The sequence below is a fragment of the Mycobacterium sp. E735 genome (genome assembly GCF_001666955.1).
Taxonomy (GTDB): Bacteria; Actinomycetota; Actinomycetes; order Mycobacteriales; family Mycobacteriaceae; genus Mycobacterium.
In genome coordinates, this window is sequence record NZ_LZIX01000261.1 from 1 (window position 1) to 17,594 (window position 17,594).

The window sequence follows — 17,594 nt, forward strand, 5'->3', positions numbered from 1 at the left end:
CGGCCGGGTCGGACGCCTCGAACGGAGGCTGACCGGTCAGGCACTCGTAGAGCAGGCACGCCAGGGAGTACACGTCGGTCTGCGGCCCGACCCGGCCGGTGGTGAACCGCTCGGGCGCCATATACACCCGCGACGGGTCGCCGTGCCCGAGACCGAAGTCGACGAGATACACGAAGTGGTCCGGGGTCAGCAGCACGTTTTCGGGCCGAACAGCCAAATGCACCAGCCCGGCGGCGTGCGCGGCGTCCAGCGCTCGCGCGACCTGCGCGACGATCGACGCGGCGCGCGACGCTTCCAGTGGCCCCCGCTCGCGCAGCAGATCCCTGAGGCTGCCGCCGTCGACCAGCTGCATGTCGACGTAACAAACCCCGTGGATCGAACCGAAGTCGTGCACCGGGATGACATGCGGCTCCTCCAACAGCGCAGCGACACCGCAGTCCTGTCGAAAGCGTTGCTGGAAGCCGGGTTCCGCGGCGATGTCGGCGGATACCAGCTTGACCGCGACCGTCCGGTCCCTAACCGTGTCGTGCGCGCGGTAGACCTCGCCCGTCACACCCGCTCCGATCAGCGATCGCAGCTCGTAGGGACCGAACCGGGTGCCAAGCCGCGAGGTCAATGGGCAGTCCTTTCGCTAGGTCGTAAAGGTCCAGCCCGGCGGGTTCCCCGAATGGGCGCCGACCTAACGTGCGGCGGCTCACGCGTGCGGGGGCACCGGGCACCAGAACAAGCCGCAGTTGAAATTGGGCGGTCCGGCCGGCCGCGGGTGCGGGGTGGCATTGATCGGGCCGCTCGGCCACCCGTAGACGGCACCGGTGTCGGCGTCGACCACGCCACGGTAATCGTAGTAATAGAGGTGGCACACGCCCATGTTCCAGTTGATGAAGTTGTCCGGGATGCGCTCGCCCGGGCACCACTGGCCGCAGGTGTGCCCCGCCGGGCAGTTGCCGCCGACGTGGCCGTACGGGTCGGCCTGCGCGACGCCCGCGGTCAGCCCCACACCGATGCCGGCCGTCAGCAGCGCGCCGGCCATCCACTTCATGTTCATGCCGCAATCACACGCCGGCCGGGCGGCTACCGATCCCATGTCGACGTCAGCCGCCGTGGCCTTTGTGCTTAGGGCCCCCGTGACCTGGCGGACCCGGCGGGGGCGCCGGCTGCGGGGTGCTCGTGGGTGTGGTGGTGGCGGCGGCGGTCGTGCTGGTGGTGGCAGGGCTCGTGGTGGCTCTGGCGTCGGCGTTGACGAGAGGCGGCTCGACGCCCGCTCGGACGGCTCAGGCGCCGTCGCCCGCCCCGTCGAGCGCGCCGCCGCCGAAGACGCCGACGCTGTCCGCTCCTGTGCGCGGCGCCGACGGGTTGGGGTTCGTCGGCGAGACGGCCCGCTGCGATCCGGGCAACCCGCCGGCCGCCGTGGTGCGGACCGCCAAGTCGCTGGCCGTGGTGTGTGAAAACCTCAGCGGCAGTTACTACTACCGCGGCGAGCGGATCAGGGACGGCGCGCACATCGAGCTGTCGAACGCCGAGCGCGCCGGGGACGGGTTCGATGTCACTAACCCGGTCGACGGCGTCGTCTACGAGGTGCGGCCGAACCGGTTGCGGATCATCAGTGGCAGCCACGTCGATTCGTCGGAGCCCGTGCTGCAATACGCCACGGCGTCGTGATCATCACGGCCGCCGGACTTTCCCGGCGGGAGGACGCCTTCGACCGGTTGCCGATGGCTTCCGGCGTTAGGGCCGGAAAGCGGCTTCGTCTCCGCCGCGGCGGGCGAACGTCGCGATGATCGCCTCGCGCGGCGGGCGCCAGGCCACCCCCAGCTCGGCCAGTGTGCGGGAGTCATCGGTCGGTGTCGCCGCGGTGAGGAGTTGCGCGGCTTCGAAACTGAATCCGGCCCCGAGTGGAAGGCGGTCCCCGACGGCGTCCGCGACCCTACCCAGGCCCCGAAACACTGCTCCGTTCAACGGGATTCGCCTGATGTGACGGCCGGAGCCCGCCTCGAGCGCATCGATCATCTCATCGAAGCTCAGCATCACGCCGCCGCACACGTATCGTTTTGCGCCGTGGCCTGGCCGCATCGACGCGACATGCACATCGGCGACGTCGCGCACGTCGACCATCATCATTCCAGCGTGCCGCAGTCGCGGCGCCACACCGGCGCGGATGATCGGCGCCCAACCCTGTTCGGTGATGCCGGGGGCGGTCGCCAAGGCCGGACCGACCACGCTGGACGGATAAGTAATGACGACCGGCGCCCCCTCGTCTTGCAGCCGCCGGGCAGCACGATCGGCGTAACCCTTCGTCTTGGCGTAGGCCGACCGACCCGCCGCCGTGGGGGTGTCCGGCCCGATCACCGAGACCGCCGGCGAGAAGAGGGAGGCGTAGCTGTTGATCGTGACAATCGGGTCCAGCCCTCGGTCGTGTGCCTGACCCAGGATCGACTCGGTCGCGAACGCGTTGATCTCCCACATCAGGTTCTCACGCCGGCTGTCGGTCCCGACCACGCTGGCGGCGTGCAGGACGGCGTCACAGCCGTCCAGCAGCGTCGACACGGTATCGGGCTCGCGAACGTCGCCGGTTAACACGGTTATCGAGCCGAATTCGGAAAACCTGCGCAGCAGTTCGGGATTCTCCCAGCCGTGCTCGGCCAGAAGCCGCACCTCATGGCCGGCGCTCAGTAGGCCACGGACGATGTGCGCACCGAGATACCCGGTGCCACCAGTCACTGCGATTCGCACGAGTTCGTGACTCTACCGGGTGGTGGCCAGGTGGTATGAGAGGGACGGCGCCGTGACGATCTAGGCCGGCCGGCTGCCGACCTCCAGGCCGGCCAGCTCGCAGGTGCCGTCGAACACCACCTCGCCGTATTCGCGCACACGGCAACGCAATCGACCCGCGAGGTGCTCGAAGTCGGTGTCGATGTTGCGCCGCTGCGCGGGCAGCGGCACCGGCAGGACGTGGGGATCCGCGCGGGTGCCGTCCCCGTCCAGCTCGATGTGGTAGCGACGGGTGCGCGCGAACACGGTCCAGCGCCCGTCGCCGACCTCCGATCGCACCGGAGCCGGCGGGGTGATCCGGATGACACGGTCGCCGAGGCGCACGACGACTCCGGTGACGTCCCTGCGGATCGGGCCGAGCTGAAGCAGGCCCCCCGAGAACGCGACCGAGACGTCGGCGTCGCCGAAATCGTGGGCCTGACCCCACCACCACCGTTCGGGGAAGCCCGCGCCCCAATTGCGTTCCGTGTAGAGTCGCGCGTCACTGAACGACCATGTACGGTCGCGGAATTCGACTGTGCCGGTGACCTTTCCACCGAGCCGGTAGGGATGCCAGTACTGGTTCAGAAACGGGACCGACGAGAAGACGCCGCCGCCGCCGAAAGCCTTGGGCCAGTTGAACGGATCGGTGAAATGCAAATCGAGGTGGATCCCGTCGAGGTCGATCTGGAGTCGATCGAGGTACGCCGCCAGACGCGCGTCGGGGAAGGTCCCGGCGTGCACCGAGAAGGTCGACGACTCGGCCTCGGCGGCATCCACGACCGCGGAGCGCACCACGTCGCCGGGATGCAGCGCGACCGCGACGGTGGCCCAGTCGCCGTCCGGGTTCCGGTTCACACTGCACAGCGCGACGACGACGCGACCCGAGGCGGCGTCGGTAAGGCGCCAGAACCAGCCCTCCATTTCGGTCCCGTGCGAAGGGACCGGGTCGCCGAAGGGAACGTCGGCGCCGGTGCGCCGATAGGCGTGGACCAATGGCTTGGCCGCGTTGGCCGCTATCCAGCGCAGGTAGGAGGCGGTCATCTCTTGTCGGCCAGACACGACTGCACGAGCGCATCGTCGATGAAACGCTGCACGGGCCGCGAGCGGAAGAATCCGGTGTGACCGCCTGGGTACCACTGGATTTCGGGTTTGTCCCAGTGCTCCCAGAGTCGGGTGACCTGGTCGCGCGGGTGCACCAGGCGGTCGGCGAGGCCGGCATAGATGAAGCGGCCCTCTTTGGGCACGCGCGGGGTCAGCGCCAGCGGCGAGATCATCCGGCCGAGGGGCTTGGCCGAGTCCATCGTTTGGCGCAGGGCGGCGTGGCCGCTGAGGCCGGCGTGGCGGCCGACCAGGTTCACCAGGTCGACGGCGGGCACGCCGAGGATGGCGCAGGTGAGGCCGTCGTCGAGGCTGGCGACCAGCGACGAAATCAGGCCGCCGAGGGAGATGCCGTTGACCCCGATCGCCGCGTCGGGCTGCTGCGCGCGGATCCAGCTGATCAGCCGCCGGATGTCCCAGACCGACTGGGCCGCGCCGTGCACGTCGTCGAGCACGTCCTCGCTGGGGAACTTCGGTCCGCCGCTGGCTCGAGGGCCGTGCAGGGGGAGTACCGGTAGCACGATGTTGAGGTCGAGCTGCCGGTAGAGGTGCCAGGCGTGAAACAGCATCGGGTCGAGCGCGGCGCGTCCCATCTCGGCGCCGTGGATGCAGATCAGCCAGGGCCGCGGGCGGCGGTGCCGGAACATCAGGGCGTATTCGCGGTTGTTGCCGGTGTAGCTGCGCCAGCGGTCCCGGCCGGGTTCGCCGTCGTGCGGCGCGTAGCCGCTGTCGAAGGAGAGCCGCTCGTAGTTGCGTCCCATGCTGCTGACGCGCTTGACCGTCACGTCGGTGAGGGCTGGGGGCGGGGTGAACAACCCCTCGGGATTGTCGAGCCAGCCCTTGTCTGTGTAGAAGTCTTGTGCCGCAACGACTTCAGTGTCGATCCGTTCGAGGGTCTTGGCGTCGGGGGCCCGGCGCAGCAGGCTGAAGCCGCTGAGCAGGATCTCGTCGCGGAAGGCCTGGGCCGCGAGCGCGATGGTGGGCCGGGCCACCGGCAGCTCGTCGGGCTGACGGTCCAGGTAGGTGCCCCAGGAGCGGGCGTAGAAGCCGCCGGTGCGGGTGAACGGACCCAGCATGTGTGTCATCGGGTTGGCGGGCATCTAGCCTCGTTTCGCTCCGGGGGTGAAGGTGACCGGCAGCGTGCCGAGCCCCGTCATGCTGGGGTTGCCCAGGTATTGGTGGACGTTGTCGACGTCGACTCGGTAGTCGGGGATGCGGTCGAGGACGGCTTTCACCATGACCTCGGCCATGAGGCGCGCGAGGTGCGAGCCGATGCAGCGGTGCGGGCCGAGGCCGAACGCGACGTGCCGGTTGGGCGCGCGGTCCAGGATGATCTCGTCGGGGTTCGGGAATTCTTTCTCGTCGTGGTTGGCCGACAGCCAGCTGATGACGACCCTGTCGTTCTTTCTCAGGCGCTGGCCGTTGATCTCGACGTCGTGAGTGACTGTGCGGCTGAGGGTTTGGTTGACCGAGAAGTAGCGCAGGAATTCGTCGGTGGCGGTGCGGTACAGCTCGGGGTGGTCGATGAGTTGTTGCCTTAGGGCCGGGTGGGTGCCCAGGTGGTGGAGCGTGAGCGCGGTCTGGGAGGTGGTGGTGTCGACGCCGCCGCCGATCAGGTTCCAGAGGATGTTGAGCAGCTGTTCGTCGGTGAGGCGGTGGCCGTCGAACTCGAACTGGAGGAGGAAGCTGGTCAGGTCGTCTTCCGGCCTGGCTCGTCGGCTGGCCGCGTACTCGAGGACCTCTTCCATCATCTTCGGGACCTTGCCGATGGCGTTTGCGTACTCGTCGCTGTCCTGGGGCACGGCCATGACGGAGTGGAATAGGTTGGCGTACAGGTGCCAGTTGTCGAGGGGCAGGCCCATCAGCTTCATGGTGAGGATCGCCGGCACCGGGCTGGCGTAGTCGAGGACGAGGTCCATGCGACCTTCCTCGACCTTGTGGTCGAGGAACTCATGCGCCTTGTCTTCCATGAACGGCTTGAGTTTCTGGACGGCGCCGGGGGAGAAGAACGGGGCCAGGGCGTGGCGTAGGGCCTGGTGGTACGAGCCGTCGACCTCGCCGATGCCCAGGGCCGGCTGGCCATCGGGGCGCGGGACGCCCATCTCGCCCTGGTAGTCGACGCCGTCTGCGGCGTTGGGCTCGTATTTGTGGGCGAAGGTGTCGCCGTCCCTGGCCGCGCGGCTGACCGCGTCGTAGCTGCTGAGGTACCAGAAGCCGTCGTAGTTGGTGTTCCAGGCGACCGGGCACTTGCTTCTCAGGTCTTCGTTGATGGCGTTTTCGTTGAGGTTGAACGCGTCGGAGTGGTGGTCGAAGTCGACGATGGCGTCTTCGGCGGCGTCGGGACGGGTTGTCATCTGGTTGCTCCTCCACCCGGCGACGTCGGCTTTCTACACTATCTTTGCATTATTACGCTGGTCGGTTCTGTCGAGAAAGGCCACGATGAGTAGTCACCGGACGACCTTCAACCATGTCGGATTGTGCGTCGCCGATCGCGAGCGGTCGCGGCGTTTCTACGAAAATGTGCTCGGGTTCCAGTTCTGGTGGGAGCTCGATCCGCCCGACGGCCCGACGTCGAAGCTGGTGCAACTTCCCGAGCCGCTCGGGGTGCATGCGACATATCTGGTGCGCGACGCGTTTGTGCTCGAGTTGATGGACTACTCGAAGCGGCAGGTTCATGCCGGGGCTGAACGGGTCATGGATCAGATTGGGCTGACGCACATCTCGTTTTCGGTGTCCGATCTTGCCGGCGCGCTGGCACGAGTGGCGGAGTTTGGGGGAGCAGTGGTCGAGGCGACGGTGACCGAGGCGATGGCGATGATTCGGGATCCCGATGGGCAGTTGTTGGAATTGCTTTCGGACGGGTGGTTGTCGGCGCTGCCGCCCCGGCCGTAGTCAGGGCTCAAGGTCCGACGATCGACGCTGCTCGGACGACGTCCCACCAGGTCACAACAGTTGGCGCCCCATCACGGGCCTTCGGTGTCAGAACCTCGAGGTCGATGGAGTCGGCCCATGTGGGCAGACGTTGGACGAACTCTAAGTCGGCCACGAAGTAGATATCACCGCGAGGGTCGGGGTACCCAGTGGCGAGCAAGTCGCCTGCCGTCGCCGGCCGCCAGCGCGCTACCTTTGCAGCGCGTGCCACATGGAGGGAGCCGTTCCGGTTCTCGTACAAGAGAAGAAGCTCGGCGCCGAGCTCTCGCCCGCCGATTTCGACGGCGCCAGCCCGATTTCCCGCACGAATGTTGTACTGCCGCAACCGTTCTATCCATCGAAGGTGCTCAACACTGCGGATGAAGCCGAGAAGCACGTCCGTATCCGCGGGAGGTTCGTCCAGAAAATCTGTTGTCAGTGATGACATGAGGGTGGGCTCACCAGGTCGATTCACGGTCGCGTTCCAGAAGCGATGCCGCTCGTCGCGCGTGACTTGACTAGCGACATGTGTGAGCACATCGCCCAAGAAGTGGTCGAGGGCCTCCGATGACGATGACAGGCCCTCACTACGCGGCCTAAGCGGGAAGGCGCCGAGGCCAGGCAACACTTCTTGGAATCCCGGATGTTGTCGGATGTCCTTTATCTTTGATCCCGGATAGAGGACATACGCTCCTGCCGTTCGGGAGATCGCGTCTTTGTAAGCGTGCATCTTGAGCAGATCGTCGCGCTTAGCACCGCCAGAGGTCGCCGATTCGTCAAGCAACTCATCTGAATCAGGAGTTGATGTCAGCTGCGCGAGGAGATTGTCGACACGGTATTTGGCATCGAAGTGGAGCCAGATCTCGAGCTCTTTTGTGGGAACGCGCGAGGGCGTGCTGCCTTCCGGTCGGATGCGCACTGAGCAGTCGGGACGCATCGCTTGGCTCCATGAGCCCCGGCGATCGTCTCTTGCGGCGAACGTCCGATTAAAGAAAACCTCGACATGAAGTGGACGGCCTCCTCGTCTGACAGACCACGATAACTTCGAGGCGCGCCCTGATCGCATGGTCATGGAGGTGCCATCGGCGGCGACGGTAAAGGCACGCGCCGTCTGGTCTTGCTCGCAGACTCGTCCGAGTGAATCCACGACCGCCAGAAAGCACCAAAACTCGTAGAGCGTTGCGATGTTGCGTTGCGAAGCTGCGAAGACATCATTCATGTCCTTGTGATCAATCCGCAGGGTAGGACCCGACTCGGTCATCGCGAACGTTCGGAAAATCTCGCGGTAGCCCGCGCGCTTGAGTAATACCTGGTCCGTAGTAGGCATTCTCCTTAAGGAGCTAACCTCCCGGAAGTGTGTGTGGGCCAGGTATTCGTCGAGTTGAGCACCGATCTCAGCAGCGATCTGCTGACCGCGGCGCAGCGGCCCTGACTCGACTTTCTGCGCTTCGAGGGATAGCCTACCCAGCAATTCGAGCGCGATGGCTCGCCAACGCTCTAAAGCAAATTTGACGAACTGATTAGCCGAGTTATCGACACTCGCTTCGGTGCGGTCACGGGTAAGGGCGGCGGGCAAAGAATCGAGTGCGGCGGAACCGCCTGTCCACGGCACTCGTCGACCGGGCGCGAGGACCGCGCGACGAAAAGCGGCCCCCGCTGGAAATGGCGATCCAACCGGACGGATCTGTTGCTCGGGCACCCACGTGCGGTGTGGCTGCGAGGTCACACGAGCAATTGCGGCTTCGACCGCCGGATCACGTAAATACGCCGCGATCATCGCGAAGCGGAGGTAAAGCAGTTTGACAGGTAGCTCGCTTGGCGCAAGATTTAACAAGCTTGGCGCAAACCCCTGCACCACCGCCTCGGCAGCGAAAGAGGAGATATCAGTCAGCATCTGGCGATACTCAGTCTCGTGGTCCAGTTTGACTGCCAGAACGTCGACTTCGGTCGTCCCTGCTAGCTCCGTCGCGCGATCAACGACTCGGATCCGGAGACGCCCAACGGCTTCGCCGGGACGTAGCCGCCCCTGCTTCCAACTCGCATCATCCGGATCGAACAACTCACGCGGCTCAAGATTGACATTCGTTGCAGCGGTGACTATTTCGTAGCGGTAGGTGGCTGCTTCACGTAGTGCGAAGTCACCACTCGCCGAGAATGTCACGTCCTGTCGACCTGGAAGGTTGGCGACCAGCAGTTCACCGACGACTTGACCATCGTCAGTTAGAAGCGCCAATTGCAACGAACCCTGGGACATGGTTACTCAGCGAAACTGACGAATTGATTCGCGCGAACGGAGTCGATCATGCGGACGATCTTGTAGTGCGTGATAGGTAGCCGTGGGGCCGGACCGGGGCCGACTGCCAGCGCATCGAGCTCGGTGAGAACGGGTTCGATGCGGCGTCGCGCCCCGTGTATCTTCGGTAGCACTTTCTGCATCATCGCGAGGTCGAGCGCAGTATCGGCATCGGTGTCTCCCGTCGCCGCGAAGAACGCGCAGAACCGGAGGATCTCGTACAGCGTGCGGTGCCCGAACTCTTGATTGGCGCCAGCCAAGATCACGTGCGCCTCTCGAAGCGTCGACACAATCTCATCGCGGGCCGGGTGAGGATGCTCCCGCTGCCAATCGTCCCGTTCCGCGAGCGAGGCGAAGGCGCGCACGCGCTGATCCTTTCCTGCCGGCGCAGCAACGGGCCGCTGGAGCTCGGCATCGAGTTCATCGGAGGTCACCCGAAACTCAAAGGTGGAGGCCCTGTCGAGGACCTTCGGCGAGAACATGTAGGTCGTCTCGTCGACGTTGACTGTGCCGACCACGAAAAGATTTCGTGGTAACGGCCTCCTCTGCGCTTCTACGTCGCGCAGGACCCATTGACGAGATGGCTTATCGAAGACCAGATCGGGCAAGACCGGGCGTCGCGATTCAACTCCGGAGAGAAAGTCCGAGAAGTACCGCTCGACATGCGCTAAGTTCATTTCGTCCAGGATCAGCAAGTACGGATGCTCGGGATCGTCCGCTGCGCGAAGAACAAACTCGAACGCTTCCGGGACAAACCACACCGGCGCCCCAGACGCGGATTTACGCAGCGCATCCTCGTAGCCAAAGATTGATTCCGGGCCCGTCCAGTCAGGCCGCACGGGTACGACGACGTGGCGATGACGTCCGTGTTCATCCGTGCCGAACCATTCACCGAGTCTCATCGCGAGCTGAGTCTTGCCCGAACCGGCGAGTCCCGTCAGTATCGCGAATGGTTTGGCAAGCAGACTGCTCAAGAACGATCGAACGACATTTGAGCCTGCTGGGAAGCGGAGTCCCGAGGCTTCCACAGCGGCGGCAAAGTCATGAAACAATTCATCCGGCATCGGCGTATCCGGCGGCGGGGGAGGTACTGGCGGTTGGACCGACGGTAGGTGCTCCGCGAGCTCGGGGAACCGTTGGGCTAGCTCATATACGAACTCTGCTTGCAAGCGGACAAGATAAACTTGCTGGACAGATCCAGTGCTTGTGAACGGTGAACCCTGCCTGATGCGGGCACCCTCGTCGATGGCGCCAAGTGCAACAGGCTCATTCAGCTCTTGGTATTGCGTCTCGACGAGCCGGCCTGCCTCATCCCAGGATTGGTCGTCGAGCGGATTCGGCGCCGGCCTCGCGGCTGCCCTCACATGGCTTGCTGCTCGCAACGAGCCGTTGCTGTAATGGAGGACAACGTCGCCTTCGCGAACGTCATCCATGGTGTCCCAGTGGTATTGCGGACGGCCCGCCCTGTTCAGCATCGGAGCCCAAAGGAATCCGCCATCGCGCTCCTTCGTGTAAGTCGCGCCTTGATTCACCCACCAGACCGAAGCCTGTCGTCCGAGGAACGTGACCCCTTGCTCGGTAAGTTCGCCGTTTCGATCGATGAGACCGCTCTCGCGGAGAAGTTCTCTATAGCGCGCACCCTGCGATTCGAAGGTTCGGTCCGATTGCCACTGGTCGGAGTTCGAGCGGTCCGCTAGGGCGCGCCCCAGATCGTCGTTGGACCATTCTGTGTTCATATCGTGAACAATCTGAAGCGCGATCCGGACGTCCTCAGCCAGCTCAGCGCTACCCCCACACAACCGATCACGAAGGACGGCGGCCTGCGTCTCATTAACAGTCCAGGGATTGGTTAGATCAACATTTTCGGCGTAGGTGATACCTGATCCAGTGAGCTGCCACCTGCGATCTTCCCCGACCACAAGGTCGAGCATCCGCGCAAACCGAAGACAATCACTGGCCCGCACTTTCGGATTCTCAATTGATTCCCCAGACTTGAAGAGTTGCGTGGCATGGTCGCCGAGGAGTTCTTCGATATTCGCCGAGCCAAGCTCGCGGAGGCGTGCGAGCAGCAGATTGCCATAGCTGAACTTGAGAGTCGGAATGGCCAGCACCAACTCAGGCTAGTTGGGAATGGGAGCGGCGCCCAGCATCCGAGATGCATCTGCTCTAGTGTCCCTCCGACCCGGACGTGTTTGGCACCGATCGTCGTCATCCGACAGGAATCACCATTCTCGCCGACCGAAATGCCGGCCCGCAGTCGTCGGCAACGACGCTGATCGCCTACCCACACCCCGCACTGTCCGAGTATCCCGAGGCCGGCCGCGTCGGGCGCCGTGGTAACGCCCACTCAACCCACATATTTCTATGGCGCGCCACCCCGGCTAACCTGACACCGGGCGGTTTAGCCCACAAGGAAAACGATGAGCGAAACAGCCGAGACGACCGTAGAGGTAACCGGCCTGCACCCCGTCGGGCCCGGCGTGGATCGCCCGGAACATGTTGTGGTGGCCGGCGATGGCCGGGTGTTCGCCTCCGACAAGGCGTCCGCTGTCGCAGAGCTCGTCGACGAGAACGCCATTCGGCGTATTGGGCAGGCGGGCGGCGAGCCGAACGGCATCGCACTGGACTGCGACGGCCACTTTCTGATCGCTTATTGGGGTCTCGGCGTGCTTCAGGATCTCGAGCCGGAGACCGGCGAGATCGCAGAAGTGCTGAGCGACGAACTCGACGGGCGCCCGCTACGATGGCTGAACTTCGTTCTAGTGGATTCCGTTGGGGCGCTGTGGTGCTCGGTGAGCACGATGTCGGACGACCTCATGGATACGATCGCGCGGGGCACCGCGGACGGGTTCATCTTCCGGGTCGCACCGGATCGCCGATCGGTGCGAGTGGTCGCTGACGGGGTAAGCTTCCCGAACTGCATGGCGCTGGATCGCGACGAGGACTATCTGTACGTGGTCCGCACGGTAACCGCCGACGTGGTGCGGTTTCCGATCCAAAGCGAGACGCTCGGCCCACCAGAGCAATACGGACCGCCGCTGGGCGACCGGCGCCCCGACGAGTACGGCCCCGACGCTGGCCGCCTAATGGCCGATCCGGAGGTGGGCCGCCGGTGGGGGATGGCCGACGGATGTGCGTTCGACGCCGAGGGAAACCTCTGGGTCACACTCGTTTTGGCCAATAAGATCGTCGCGATCAGCCCGGACGGCCGCGCGACAACCGTGATCGAAGACCCGGAGGGCGCGCTGCTACAAAGCCCGACCAGCATCGCCTGGGGCGGCGAAGACATGCGCGATATCTACATCGGCTCGATCACAACGCCATACGTCCTCAAAGGCAGGAGCTCGGTGCCGGGCCTGCCGCTAATCCACCAGCGCTAGCCGCCCGACGGCCCAGGCCGCATGAAGTCCGGCAGCGCCTCCTCCGGGTCGGCCGGGATCATCGACTCGCCCAGCCCCCACAGCTGGCGGATGGTGGCACCGCCGTCGACGACGAGCGTCTGACCGGTGATGCGGGCGGCCAGCTCGGAGGACAGGAACAACGCGGCGTTGGCGATGTCATGCGCGCGGGGCGCCGCCAGCGGGTTGATCCCGTTGACGTTGTACTCACCGGGCGGCTGATCCTCGTTGCCGGACCCGACGTTGCCCGGCGCCACCGCGTTGGCGCGAATGCCGTACCGCCCCAGCTCATCCGCGAACGTCTTGACAAGCGAGATGACGCCGGCCTTGGCGGCGCCGTAGGCGGCGTGGTAGGTCGCCGAGGCGATGCCGTCGACCGACGCGACCGCGACCAATGATCCTCCGCTGCCCTGGGCGATCATGTACCTGGTGGCGGCCTGAAAGAGGTAGAACACCTGGGTCAGGTTGTAATGGATTGCCGCGTCCCACAATTGGGGGGTGAAGTCCTCGACCTTCGACCAGGTGGCGCCACCGATGATGTCGACGCAGACGTCGATACCGCCCAGCGCCGCCTCGACGTCATCGATCGCCCGGCCGACCTGCTCGGGGTCGGTCATGTCGGCGACGATCGGGACGGCGTGACCGCCCCGGCCGACGATTTCGCCGGCAACTTGTTCCGCGCGCTGCTCGTCGATGTCGATGCAGGCCACCGAGGCGCCCGCTTCGGCAAGAACCAGCGACGTGAACCAGCCGTGGCCCGCACGCTCGGGGATGTAGCCCGCGCCCGACACCACCGCACGCTTGCCCGTGAGCCCCAAATCGATCACACCGACCTCCTTCGCGGGCCAAGCGCCGGCGAGCGCCGGCGGCCGTACTGGTGGAGTATCGAGGCGGCCTCGACCGCAGTCAACGACGGCTGCTCAGCACGCCGGCTGGTGTTCCTCGAGATCAGAGCTGCCGGCTTCAGAGCCGTCATCACCACGCCCGCGGAACGGCCCCACGACGTGCCCGCCCAAGTAGACGACCCCGCGGCCGACGGCCACGAACGCCCGGCCGGTGACGCCGCCGACGGCCCCCAGCGTGGCCAAGGCAGCGTCCAAGACACTCGGAATGTGGAAGTCCTCCCAGGTCTCCACCTGGTGCTGGCGCGCCTTCGCGAAGCGGTCGAGCTCGTCGCGCAGGGCGACGCCCTGCTTGGCCAGCTCGCGCACCGCCCAGAACCGGAAGCCGTCAACCGCCTTGGACTGCCCGAACCGGTCGAGCACTTCCTTCGCGCTCCGGTAGATGTCGAGGTCTTCGCGCAGGTGATGGTCGACGAGCTCGCGAGCCTCGTCGATCGCCCGCAGCAGCTGATCGGGCTCCTTGGTCTCGATCCGCGCGAGGTTCAGCCGCTGCCACTTGTGCAGCGCCTCCTCGGCGATCACCAGCAGGCTCAGGGTGTCGCCAAGCCGGTTGTCGCCGATCGCGTTTCGCAGCTTCGCGGCGCGCTGCTGCACGGGCAGGCCGTGATCGAAGGACGCCAGGACGCGGCTCACGTGATTGCGCAATTGCGAGACGGCGACGTTGAGCGCCGGCCCCAACGCGGCCACCGAATCCCAGTACGCGTCGGGCAGCGACCCGTACTTCTCCAACGAGTCGACCATCCGCGAGACCGTCAGGCTGTTGCCCAGGACGTCGCCGGCGCGCTGCGCCCGGGCGACCTCGAGCACCGCCTCGACCTTGTCCTCCACCCGCCGGACGGCGTCCTCGACCTCGGCGACCGCGGACTTCAGCGCCATCTGCACGGCGAGCATCTGCGCCGAAAGCATCACCTCGGGACCGAGCAGCTCGGGTCGCCACTGCAGATAGGCAAAGACGTCATCGGCGCCCGTCGTCAACCGGAAAAAGCCGTCGGCGACCGGGACCAGGTTGCCTTCCTTCAGCGCCTCCACGGTGTCGCGGTGCAGCTGGACGTACTTGCCGGAGTCGGCCAGCAGCGAGGCCAGCCCGGCGATCGCCGCGTTCGCCAGCGAGGCGCTGTCGATGCCGGCGACCCGCAAGCCGTGCCCGGCCGTCGCCCGCAGCCGGGTCAGATAGGACTCGACGGCGGCGGGGTCACCGCCGAGCAGCAGGGACTCGTCCTGCAACGACACCACGACCTCGTCGGCATCGATCGCCGCCGACCGCTCGGACACCTCGGTCACGGCACCCCCTGATCCTTCGGCCGAGCAAAGCGGCCAAGAGTTAACAGGAATTTCTCGGCTAGCAAACCCGGACATTACACGCATGCCATAGCCAGACCCACGGGTTCGCCGCGTGTTCGGGAGGAATTCACCGAGGACGGGGAGGGGACGGCCGGCGCGATCGGGCACCCCGGGCCGTGTCCACCCGTAACCTTGCAGCTTGTGACCGCGCGCAAGCCCCCGCGCCTGACTGTCGAGGACTGGCTGCAGGCCGGCTACACGCTGCTCGCCGAGCAGGGGGGGCGCGCCCTGAAGATCGAGCGCCTCTGCCAGCAGGCCGGCGTCACCCGCGGCAGCTTCTACTGGCACTTCGCCGACATGGACAGCTACCGGAACGCGCTGGTCGAATCGTGGAACACCTTCCTGGACAAGGACCGGCGGTCGCTGGCGGAACTCGACGCGCTGCCCCCGCGAGAACGCCTGTCCGCCATGATGACCGCGCTGACCAGCCCGAGATATTGGACGCTCGAACGCGCGATGCGCGAATGGGCCCGCACCGACCCGGCCGCCGCCGCCAACATCCGAGCCGCCGACCGGCGCCTGCTGCGCGCCGTCACCAAGGCCTACAGCGACTACGGCTTCGGCGCCGAGGACGCCAAGCTGCGCGCCCAGCTGACGTTCGCCGCCGGCATCGGCCTGCTGCACCTGGCCGGCTCCGCCCAGCAGGCGCAACAGGCCGCGCAACGCGAAGGATTCCTCGAGCTGATGCTCAAGGACTAGACCATCGCGATCGGGGAGATCTTGGCGCCAATCGCCAACGCCCCTGCCAACTCTCGACTCACGTCGTAGTCGAACACCACGTGCCCCGCCGCGATGTCCACGTCGCGCTTGAAGCGCTGCAACGGATTCGACAGGAACTGCGCGCTGGCCCCCGAGGCCTCCACCAGATGGGCGATGATCGCCTTGCTCTCGTGCACGGTGTGGGCCGCCGCCAGCCGCGCCTCGGCCCGCACCGAGCGGCTCACCCGCTCGCCGGCCGACACCATGCGATCGATGCCGTCGGCCGTCTCGTCGACCAACGCGCGCAACGCCCGCAACCGCACCCGCGCGCTCGCGAGCCGGATCTGCGCGGCGGGCTGATCCTTCTGCGCCGCACCGCTATACGCCAGGACACGCTGGCCGAGGCGCTCGGCGAACAGCTCGGTCACCCGCTCCGCCGCACCGAGCACCGGCATCGATGCGACCAGCGCCAGCGCGGGCACCATCGGCCAGCGGTACGTCGGCGCATCATGGGCCCGCGCGCCCGGCGCCGTCCCGCCGTAGATGTCGGCCACGGCGACCAGGCGGTGCTCGGGGACGAGGGCGTCGGTGACGACGACGTCGTGGGAGCCGGTGCCCCGCATGCCCGCGGTGTGCCAGGTGTCGACGACCTCGACCTGCGCTGCGGGCAGCAGCACCAGCGCCGGATCGATGCGGTCCGGCCGCTCGACGAGCGCCCCGACCATCACCCAGTCGGCGTCCATCGCGCCCGTCGCCCACGACCACCGGCCGGTCAGGCGCACCCCGCCGTCGGCCGGGGTGCCGCGGCCGGTGGGGGCCAGGGGAGCGGGTGCCAGCACCGGCCCCGCGGCGAACACCTCCTCCTGGGCCCGCATGTCGAACAGCGAGAGCATCCAGTTGTGCAGGGCGTAGAAGCCCAGCGTCCAGGCGCTGGACGCGCAGCCGTGCGCCATCCGCCGAATCGGTTGCAGCAGTTCGGGAAACGGGGCCTGCAGGCCGCCGAACCGGGCGGGCAGCAACAGCCGGAACAGCTCGGTCTGCCGGAACTCGTCGACCGTCGCCGCGGGCAGCCGGCGCAGCCGTTCGGCCTCCTCGGCGCGCTCGGCCAACCGGGCGACGAAGTCGTCGGTGATCCCGTACGTCGGGTGTGTGTCGACCGCGGACATGGCGCCGACCGTACCATACTATTTTGTATGGTCGCTTTCAGCCGAGGTCGTAGGAATCCCGCGACACCCGGAAGTAGTGCCCGGTGCTGCTGTCGGTGCACGTCATGCCCGACGGCTCGCTGTCGCAGGTGATCGTGCCCGCGGACTGGGTCTGGCCGTAGTCGAGGGTCGGCTCGCCGGCGACGCGCAGGGTGTCGCCGTGGCAGTGGATGGCGGCCGGCTCGCCCAGGTTCAACACGAAGCGGTTGCCCCAGGCGAGATGCTTGCCGCACTCCGGTGGCGGCGGTGGCTGGTAGTCGAAGTCGCTGATGTCGCACGCCACACCGAAGCCGCCCAGGACGCAGTAGATGTTGCCGGACGGCGATTGAAAGTTCTGGGTGTCCGCGTGCGCGGTCGCCGGCATCGCGGTGGCGGCCGCGACCGCCGCGGCGGCGACAGCGAGGGTCCTCATCATTTGCTGAGCGTAAGCCTGTGCGCCGGTGGACCGGACCGATAATCCCGAAATAAGTTTGCGCGGGGGCCTTCACCCGGCCGGCCAAAAGGACTACAACGTCATCATGAAGGCATCGATGGTCGCCGCGGTTCCGCTCCTGGCGGCCGCGACCGCGGTGGGCCCCGCGCACGCGGAGCCGTTCTACCACTTCCAGTCACCCTCGGGCGACGTCACCTGCGTGATGGCGGCATTCGGTGCAGATGCGCCCCGCGCGTCCTGCGGCGTCACCGACCCCACCTACGTGATGCCGCCCCGCCCGCAGTCCTGCATGGGGGCCTTCGGCGACCAAGTCGACCTCGTCCAGGGCAGCTCGGCGGCGATGGTCTGCCACACGGACACCACCCGGGGCGCCGGGCTGGCGACGCTGCAAGCCGGTGACACCCGTTCCGTGGCTTGGCTCACCTGCAAGGGCGAACCCGCCGCCGTCACCTGCACCGACTCCAGCACCGGTCACTTCTTCCGCCTCTCGCGGGCGGCATTCAACCTGAAGTAGCTAGTTCGACCGGTGCCTGAGTTGCTCGCGGGTGTGCTTCTCCACGAACA

At 66.4% G+C, this 17,594-nt stretch carries 16 protein-coding genes and 1 pseudogene; 5 read left to right on the forward strand and 12 right to left on the reverse strand.

The window, feature by feature from the left end; genetic code table 11:
* Together A5704_RS21400 and A5704_RS21405 are read right to left on the reverse strand one after the other, a co-directional pair.
* The coding region (locus tag A5704_RS21400) for a serine/threonine-protein kinase (protein ID WP_156737724.1) at positions 1-616 on the reverse strand (616 nt) is incomplete at its 3' end.
* Positions 617-694: 78 nt separating this feature from the next.
* Positions 695-1,045 (reverse strand): hypothetical protein, encoded by a 351-nt coding sequence (locus A5704_RS21405; protein WP_067890897.1) that lies wholly within the window; start codon positions 1,043-1,045, stop codon positions 695-697.
* A 230-nt stretch (positions 1,046-1,275) separates the two neighbouring features.
* Here A5704_RS21405 and A5704_RS28500 point away from each other — a divergent pair.
* Positions 1,276-1,659, forward strand: a pseudogene (locus A5704_RS28500) (serine/threonine protein kinase); the annotation flags it as partial.
* 66 nt (positions 1,660-1,725) lie between these two features.
* Here A5704_RS28500 and A5704_RS21415 read toward each other — a convergent pair.
* From A5704_RS21415 to A5704_RS21430, 4 genes are read right to left on the reverse strand one after another with little or no spacing between them, the layout of a single operon-like run.
* Positions 1,726-2,730: an NAD-dependent epimerase/dehydratase family protein gene (locus A5704_RS21415; RefSeq protein WP_067890901.1), complete on the reverse strand. Its 1,005-nt coding sequence runs from the start codon at positions 2,728-2,730 to the stop codon at positions 1,726-1,728.
* Between the two features lie 60 nt (positions 2,731-2,790).
* On the reverse strand, positions 2,791-3,792 hold the full coding sequence (locus A5704_RS21420) for a tocopherol cyclase family protein (RefSeq protein WP_067890903.1): 1,002 nt from the start codon (positions 3,790-3,792) through the stop codon (positions 2,791-2,793).
* On the reverse strand, positions 3,789-4,949 hold the full coding sequence (locus A5704_RS21425) for an alpha/beta hydrolase (protein WP_067890907.1): 1,161 nt from the start codon (positions 4,947-4,949) through the stop codon (positions 3,789-3,791). Before A5704_RS21425 ends, A5704_RS21420 begins: the two co-directional genes overlap by 4 nt.
* The gene (locus A5704_RS21430) at positions 4,950-6,203 is read right to left on the reverse strand and encodes a cytochrome P450 (RefSeq protein WP_067890910.1); all 1,254 of its coding nucleotides are present in this window, start codon (positions 6,201-6,203) and stop codon (positions 4,950-4,952) included.
* 85 nt (positions 6,204-6,288) lie between these two features.
* On the opposite strand from A5704_RS21430, the gene A5704_RS21435 reads away from it, so the two are divergent.
* Positions 6,289-6,741 carry a VOC family protein gene (locus A5704_RS21435; protein ID WP_067890914.1) on the forward strand — a complete coding sequence of 151 codons (453 nt, stop codon included), beginning with the start codon at positions 6,289-6,291 and terminating at the stop codon, positions 6,739-6,741.
* Between the two features lie 7 nt (positions 6,742-6,748).
* Here the strand turns inward: A5704_RS21435 and A5704_RS21440 are convergent, their stop codons facing one another.
* Entirely contained in the window at positions 6,749-9,013 is a 2,265-nt protein-coding gene (locus A5704_RS21440) for a DUF2357 domain-containing protein (RefSeq protein ID WP_082954924.1), read from the reverse strand.
* Positions 9,014-9,015: 2 nt separating this feature from the next.
* A complete protein-coding gene (locus A5704_RS21445) occupies positions 9,016-11,163 on the reverse strand; it encodes an McrB family protein (RefSeq protein ID WP_067890920.1) in 2,148 nt (715 codons plus the stop codon).
* A gap of 411 nt (positions 11,164-11,574) precedes the next feature.
* Between A5704_RS21445 and A5704_RS21450 the strand changes: the two genes are divergently transcribed.
* A complete protein-coding gene (locus tag A5704_RS21450) occupies positions 11,575-12,432 on the forward strand; it encodes an SMP-30/gluconolactonase/LRE family protein (protein ID WP_197508524.1) in 858 nt (285 codons plus the stop codon).
* On the opposite strand, the gene A5704_RS21455 is transcribed toward A5704_RS21450, so the two are convergent.
* Both A5704_RS21455 and A5704_RS21460 read right to left on the reverse strand, forming a co-directional pair.
* The gene (locus A5704_RS21455) at positions 12,429-13,277 is read right to left on the reverse strand and encodes an SDR family NAD(P)-dependent oxidoreductase (RefSeq protein WP_067890926.1); all 849 of its coding nucleotides are present in this window, start codon (positions 13,275-13,277) and stop codon (positions 12,429-12,431) included. The genes A5704_RS21450 and A5704_RS21455 overlap by 4 nt on opposite strands.
* Positions 13,278-13,370: 93 nt before the next feature.
* A complete protein-coding gene (locus A5704_RS21460; RefSeq protein WP_231969194.1) occupies positions 13,371-14,633 on the reverse strand; it encodes a hypothetical protein in 1,263 nt (420 codons plus the stop codon).
* 201 nt (positions 14,634-14,834) lie between these two features.
* Here A5704_RS21460 and A5704_RS21465 point away from each other — a divergent pair, with 201 nt between their 5' ends.
* A complete protein-coding gene (locus A5704_RS21465) occupies positions 14,835-15,392 on the forward strand; it encodes a TetR/AcrR family transcriptional regulator (protein WP_067890940.1) in 558 nt (185 codons plus the stop codon).
* On the opposite strand, the gene A5704_RS21470 is transcribed toward A5704_RS21465, so the two are convergent.
* Together A5704_RS21470 and A5704_RS21475 are read right to left on the reverse strand one after the other, a co-directional pair.
* Positions 15,389-16,558 (reverse strand): acyl-CoA dehydrogenase, encoded by a 1,170-nt coding sequence (locus tag A5704_RS21470; protein WP_067890929.1) that lies wholly within the window; start codon positions 16,556-16,558, stop codon positions 15,389-15,391. The two genes, A5704_RS21465 and A5704_RS21470, sit on opposite strands and share 4 nt — an antisense overlap.
* A gap of 37 nt (positions 16,559-16,595) precedes the next feature.
* A complete protein-coding gene (locus tag A5704_RS21475; protein ID WP_156737725.1) occupies positions 16,596-17,009 on the reverse strand; it encodes a DUF6636 domain-containing protein in 414 nt (137 codons plus the stop codon).
* Positions 17,010-17,115: 106 nt separating this feature from the next.
* On the opposite strand from A5704_RS21475, the gene A5704_RS21480 reads away from it, so the two are divergent.
* Positions 17,116-17,544: a hypothetical protein gene (locus A5704_RS21480; RefSeq protein ID WP_156737726.1), complete on the forward strand. Its 429-nt coding sequence runs from the start codon at positions 17,116-17,118 to the stop codon at positions 17,542-17,544.
* Positions 17,545-17,594: the final 50 nt, after the last annotated feature.

Bases quoted from the DNA above. Each gene is read 5' to 3' on its own strand.
- A5704_RS21420 (WP_067890903.1), bottom strand. From the start codon at position 3,792: ATGACCGCCTCCTACCTGCGCTGGATAGCGGCCAACGCGGCCAAGCCA.
- A5704_RS21405 (WP_067890897.1), bottom strand. From the start codon at position 1,045: ATGAACATGAAGTGGATGGCCGGCGCGCTGCTGACGGCCGGCATCGGT.
- A5704_RS21440 (WP_082954924.1), bottom strand. From the start codon at position 9,013: ATGTCCCAGGGTTCGTTGCAATTGGCGCTTCTAACTGACGATGGTCAA.
- A5704_RS21475 (WP_156737725.1), bottom strand. From the start codon at position 17,009: ATGAGGACCCTCGCTGTCGCCGCCGCGGCGGTCGCGGCCGCCACCGCG.
- A5704_RS21435 (WP_067890914.1), top strand. From the start codon at position 6,289: ATGAGTAGTCACCGGACGACCTTCAACCATGTCGGATTGTGCGTCGCC.
- A5704_RS21425 (WP_067890907.1), bottom strand. From the start codon at position 4,949: ATGCCCGCCAACCCGATGACACACATGCTGGGTCCGTTCACCCGCACC.
- A5704_RS21480 (WP_156737726.1), top strand. From the start codon at position 17,116: ATGAAGGCATCGATGGTCGCCGCGGTTCCGCTCCTGGCGGCCGCGACC.
- A5704_RS21430 (WP_067890910.1), bottom strand. From the start codon at position 6,203: ATGACAACCCGTCCCGACGCCGCCGAAGACGCCATCGTCGACTTCGAC.
- A5704_RS21470 (WP_067890929.1), bottom strand. From the start codon at position 16,558: ATGTCCGCGGTCGACACACACCCGACGTACGGGATCACCGACGACTTC.